The sequence below is a fragment of the Aeromonas sp. A35_P genome (assembly GCF_002259925.1).
In the GTDB taxonomy this organism is placed as follows: domain Bacteria; phylum Pseudomonadota; class Gammaproteobacteria; order Enterobacterales; family Aeromonadaceae; genus Aeromonas; species Aeromonas dhakensis.
Genome location: NZ_NEVB01000140.1, coordinates 1 through 4,386 on the forward strand (window position 1 = coordinate 1; position 4,386 = coordinate 4,386).

Here is a 4,386-nt window from a genome sequence, read left to right on the forward strand (position 1 = left end):
TGATGCCTTCGATCGGTTGAACCGGTATGATGGGTGCTTTTGAGGCTCAGCTCTTCATGGCATCCATCACCGTTCACTGCCCTCGTTGCCACTCCGACCGCGTATATCGCCATGGCAAGACTCCTGCTGGTCACGTTCGTTATCGTTGCCCTGCCTGCCCTCATGTCTTTCAGCTCACCTACACCTATGAAGGGCTTTGTTGCAATGCTCCATCTTCCTGTCTTTTTGACGGATCTCAGGTGCAGCGGTAACTCAGGGGCTTTGTTGAATCGCTCACTATTTGAGCCGATTGCAAGTTCAATTTTGAGCCTCAGTCGAGGTCGATTACCATGACTTGCATCCCATCAAACTCGCTGGAAACCATGCCCAACAAGCACAATGACCCAAAGCGCCATCACATCCCCAAGCAGCGCTACAAACTGAGTAATTGGTCTGACTACAACCGCTCACTTCAGCTGCGGGGGCGACTGGATTTGTGGCTCAATGATGATGTGGTTGAGGGCTGGTACCACGGCGAGAGAGTGTTTGATGGGACAGGCTCCACTGCGGTCTATACCGACCAGGCCATCCGTATTTGTCACGAGCTCAGGGTGATATTCAGGTTGCCGTTACGGCAGACTCAGGGCTTTATCAACTCCCTGTTTGAGATGGCGGCTCTGCCGCTGAAGTGCCCGGATTATACCCTGCTCAGCAAGCGTCTGAGCCAACTGAAGATAAAGGTTCCTCGCTACCGCAAGCAGCTCGAACCCGATAACGCCCCAACTGCGATAGCCATTGATTCTACTGGGCTAAAGCGCTTTGGTCGTGATGAGTGGCATCAGGAAAAACATCGGGTTTCCAGCAAACGGAGCTGGCGCAAGATGCATCCACCCAGCCAGAGAGCACAGAGCGACTCAGCTCCACACCCTGACGGGCATAGATTTCCGACTGGCGATACAGCGGGGTGTGCTCTGCATATTTAGATGTGAGTACCCGAGCCAGCAAGCCAGGCCCGGCTATCCCCCGCTCGATAGGACGTGAGGGAGCTGGCGCTTGTGTGATGAAATCGCACTGCCCGCAGGTGTGTTTCTCCCGAACCGTGCGGATGACCCGGAAGGCACTGCGTATCAGCTCTAACTGCTCAGCAGTATCTTCTCCAAGGTATGACAGCGTTCCACCACATTCCGGGCAGACTGCTTCTGTTGGGCGCAGGCGATGCTCATCGCGAGGAAGGGCCTGAGGGAAGGGTTTGCGAGTGCGGGTCTGGCGAAGTGGCCGCGGTAGTGCTGGGTCATCCACCCGGCCGGTGATAGCGTCACTCTCTTGCTGAAGTATCTTCAGTTGCGCTTCTGTCTGAGCGATACGACGAGCGAGTTTCTCGGACTGGCTGCCAAAATACATACGCCGCAGCTTGTCGAGTTGCGCAAGCAGGCGCTCTATTTCGCGCTCCCGCTCTTCCAACCTTGCATGCAAAACACGATTGAGTGACTCCTGTTCAGCCAGGAGTCGTTTCAGTTGCAGGATTTCGTCGGCTAGTGATTTTTCCATACCCATGCATCTTACATGGGGGATCACTTTTTACAACATGGTCAATGAGTTAGCCAGGCGCTTTGGATGACGCCAGTCTATCCCCTCCAGCAGCATGGCGAGCTGTGCTGGCGTCAAAAAGACTTTGCCATCCCGAGCCGATGGCCAAGCGAACCGACCCCGCTCCAGCCTTTTTGTCAGCAGACACAGACCGTCACCGGTAGACCAGAGGAGCTTAACCTGACTCCCGTTGCGCCCCCTGAAGATAAAGATATGCCCCGACATGGGATCATCCTTCAACGTCATTTGTACTTTCGACGCTAACCCATTGAAGCCGTTTCTCATGTCTGTGATACCGGCCACGATCCAGATCCGGGTGCCAGCAGGAAGATTGATCATACGCGCAGGGTCTCCAGGATCATTCGTAATGCATTGGTATCGACGGTGCCATCGATGACGACCATTGCACGCCCCAGTCTTATCTCGATGGTGCCGGATAGTGTCGGTTCAGAGGCTGTCTCTGACGTGAGCGTTTCGGGCTGAGGGGTCGAAGGCAAGAGTGGTTCTGTGGATGAAGGGGGCAACATCAGTTCGATGGGATATAACGCTGGGGCTTTGGCTTTGGCGAGCCTGTAAATAATTCTGTGTAACTGCCCACCCCATTACAGGTGACCGTTCAGGCGATCACCGAACTCGATAATAAAGCGATTCAGGGCAAGCTTCCAATTCTGGATTGGCATGGTCCATTTCTTGGAGGCCTGCTGTATCGCGAGAAACGCGACTTTGAGCGCCGACTCATCGGTCGGGAACAGCTTCCTTTGTTTGGTCGCTTTGCGCAGCACGCTGTTCAGTGACTCGATCGCATTGGTGGTGTAGATCACCTTCCGGATTGCGGGGGGATAATCAAACAGCGTGATCAGATTGTCCCAGTTACCCTGCCAGGAGCGCGCTATTTGCGGGTACTGGCTATCCCAGCGCTCGCCGAAGGCCGCCAGCGCCTGCTGAGCCTCACGTTCCGTCGCAGACTGGTAGATCTGCTTCAGTTCAGCCGTCACCGCCTTGTAGTCCTTCCAGGAGACATAGCGCAACGAGTTGCGGACCATGTGGACGATACACAGTTGCACCTTGGTTTGGGGATATTCCACGGCAATGGCATCAGGGAAGCCCTTGAGACCATCCACGCACGCGATCAGGATATCTTCCAGGCCGCGGTTCTTCAGCTCGGTCAGGACCGACAGCCAGAATTTTGCCCCTTCGGTCTCGGCCAGCCACAGGCCCAGCAGCTCCTTGTGACCCTCCATATTGATGCCCAATGCCAGATAGAGCGACTTGTTGATCACCCGCTGGTTCGCGCGGATCTTCAGCACAATGCAGTCCAGATAGACGATGGGATAGAGCGGATCCAGCGGTCGGTTTTGCCATTCGTGGACCTGCTCGATGACACGTTCGGTCACCTTCGATACCAGCCCCGCCGAGATGTCGGCGTCATACATCTCTTTGAACGCGTCCACGATATCGCGCGTGCTCAAGCCCCTGGCGTAGAGGGCGAGGATCTGGTCGTCCATCTGGGTCAGGCGGGACTGGCCCTTGCGGACAAACTGAGGCTCGAAGGAGCTGTTGCGGTCACGAGGCGCCTGGATGGTGACCTCTCCGTGCTGTCCTTTTAGGCGCTTGGTGGAATAGCCATTGCGATTGTTGCCGGTCCCGCGGCCTTGTGGGGCGTGTCTCTCGTAGCCCAGATGCTCGTCCATCTCGGCATTGAGCGCGGTCTCGACGGTAAGCTTGATCAGCTGCTGGGTGAGGGTGCCGAGATCTTTTTCAGATTTGATGTCTTTGGCCAGCTCAGCGGCCAGTGCTTTGAGTTTATCTTGGTCCATTTGCTTACCCACGAAGGTATCCTTTTGAAAAAGTTACTTATTCGTGGGCGGTTACACAATTGGATTTACAGGCTCGCTTTGGCATCTCGTCGCCATTTGAACAAGAGGTTGGCATTGACGCCGTGCTCCTGTGCAAGTTTTGAGACGGAGACGCCGGGTTGGTTGGCTGCCTCGACAAGTCGCTGTTTGAATTCTCGCGAGTAATTGGCTCTGCCTTTACGGCTGCTATTGGTGTACACCATTTTTAGTTCCCACTACTTTTTAGTGGGAACTACTTTGTCCACAACAGCCTTGAATCGCCCCGGATTTTCTAGACACTCTGTTGTTGAACATTGAACTGCTTTTCAAACTCTACCGGCGACAGCCCATCATTGGAACCATGGCGCCTGATTGGGTTGTAAAACATTTCGATATAATCAAATACGTCGCTGCGGGCTTCGTCTCTTGTCGAGTAAATCCTGCGCTTGATCCGCTCCCGTTTGAGTAACTGAAAGAAGCTCTCGGCGACAGCGTTGTCGTGACAGTTACCACGTCGGCTCATACTGCAACTCAGGTTGTGGGCCTTCAGAAAGTCCTGCCATTCCCCACCGGTAAACTGGCTGCCCTGATCCGAATGCACCAGTACCGCCTGCTTGGGCTTGCGCCGCCAGACGGCCATCAATAACGCATCAACCGCCAAGTCTGCCGTCATACGTGGCCTCATCGCCCAACCGATGATCTGGCGAGAGAACAGGTTAGATTAGCCCCTTGAAGATCCAGACACTTCGCCCCTCTTAACTTAAGAGGTAGTCTTGGAACTATGTTCAGTACTAGTCGCAACGAGAAGATGGTCGAAGTGTTAACAGGAGCCGAGCGCCGTCGACGCCGGACTCCGCAAGAAAAAATCACCATGGTGCAGCAGACCTTTGAGCCCGGTATGACCGTCTCTCATGTCGCGCGCTTGCACGATGTCAACGCCAACCAGCTCTTCAAATGGCGCAAACAATTCCAGGAAGGGTCTCTC

The 4,386-nt window shown here is 54.7% G+C and carries 5 protein-coding genes and 3 pseudogenes; 3 read left to right on the forward strand and 5 right to left on the reverse strand.

All coding sequences use genetic code 11. The features are described from left to right. Positions 1 to 33: 33 nt before the first annotated feature. Positions 34 to 191, forward strand: a pseudogene (locus CAK78_RS09520) (IS1/IS1595 family N-terminal zinc-binding domain-containing protein); the annotation flags it as partial. A 171-nt stretch (positions 192 to 362) separates the two neighbouring features. After that, the gene (locus CAK78_RS23355; RefSeq protein WP_176452738.1) at positions 363 to 962 is read left to right on the forward strand and encodes an IS5 family transposase; all 600 of its coding nucleotides are present in this window, start codon (positions 363 to 365) and stop codon (positions 960 to 962) included. On the opposite strand, the pseudogene CAK78_RS09530 reads toward CAK78_RS23355, so the two are convergent. The 5 genes and pseudogenes from CAK78_RS09530 to CAK78_RS09550 form a co-directional block, all read right to left on the reverse strand. Continuing rightward, positions 856 to 1,527: pseudogene (locus CAK78_RS09530) on the reverse strand (IS66 family transposase); the annotation flags it as partial. The gene CAK78_RS23355 and the pseudogene CAK78_RS09530 overlap by 107 nt on opposite strands. Before the next feature lie 30 nt (positions 1,528 to 1,557). Further along, entirely contained in the window at positions 1,558 to 1,905 is a 348-nt protein-coding gene (gene tnpB / locus CAK78_RS09535) for an IS66 family insertion sequence element accessory protein TnpB (RefSeq protein ID WP_094697116.1), read from the reverse strand. A gap of 263 nt (positions 1,906 to 2,168) precedes the next feature. Beyond that, positions 2,169 to 3,383 carry an IS256-like element ISAs3 family transposase gene (locus CAK78_RS09540; protein ID WP_094697117.1) on the reverse strand — a complete coding sequence of 405 codons (1,215 nt, stop codon included), beginning with the start codon at positions 3,381 to 3,383 and terminating at the stop codon, positions 2,169 to 2,171. A gap of 65 nt (positions 3,384 to 3,448) precedes the next feature. After that, positions 3,449 to 3,625 carry a transposase gene (locus CAK78_RS23360; RefSeq protein ID WP_094697118.1) on the reverse strand — a complete coding sequence of 59 codons (177 nt, stop codon included), beginning with the start codon at positions 3,623 to 3,625 and terminating at the stop codon, positions 3,449 to 3,451. A gap of 68 nt (positions 3,626 to 3,693) precedes the next feature. Further along, a pseudogene (locus tag CAK78_RS09550) lies at positions 3,694 to 4,119 on the reverse strand (IS3 family transposase); the annotation flags it as partial. 90 nt (positions 4,120 to 4,209) lie between these two features. On the opposite strand from CAK78_RS09550, the gene CAK78_RS09555 reads away from it, so the two are divergent. Beyond that, on the forward strand, positions 4,210 to 4,386 hold a 177-nt coding region (locus tag CAK78_RS09555; protein ID WP_141214160.1), incomplete at its 3' end, for a transposase.

What these genes read in the sequence shown, in the direction of transcription:
- CAK78_RS23355 (WP_176452738.1), top strand. Translation starts at nt 363, where the DNA reads ATGCCCAACAAGCACAATGACCCAAAGCGCCATCACATCCCCAAGCAG.
- tnpB (WP_094697116.1), bottom strand. Translation starts at nt 1,905, where the DNA reads ATGATCAATCTTCCTGCTGGCACCCGGATCTGGATCGTGGCCGGTATC.
- CAK78_RS09540 (WP_094697117.1), bottom strand. Translation starts at nt 3,383, where the DNA reads ATGGACCAAGATAAACTCAAAGCACTGGCCGCTGAGCTGGCCAAAGAC.
- CAK78_RS23360 (WP_094697118.1), bottom strand. Translation starts at nt 3,625, where the DNA reads ATGGTGTACACCAATAGCAGCCGTAAAGGCAGAGCCAATTACTCGCGA.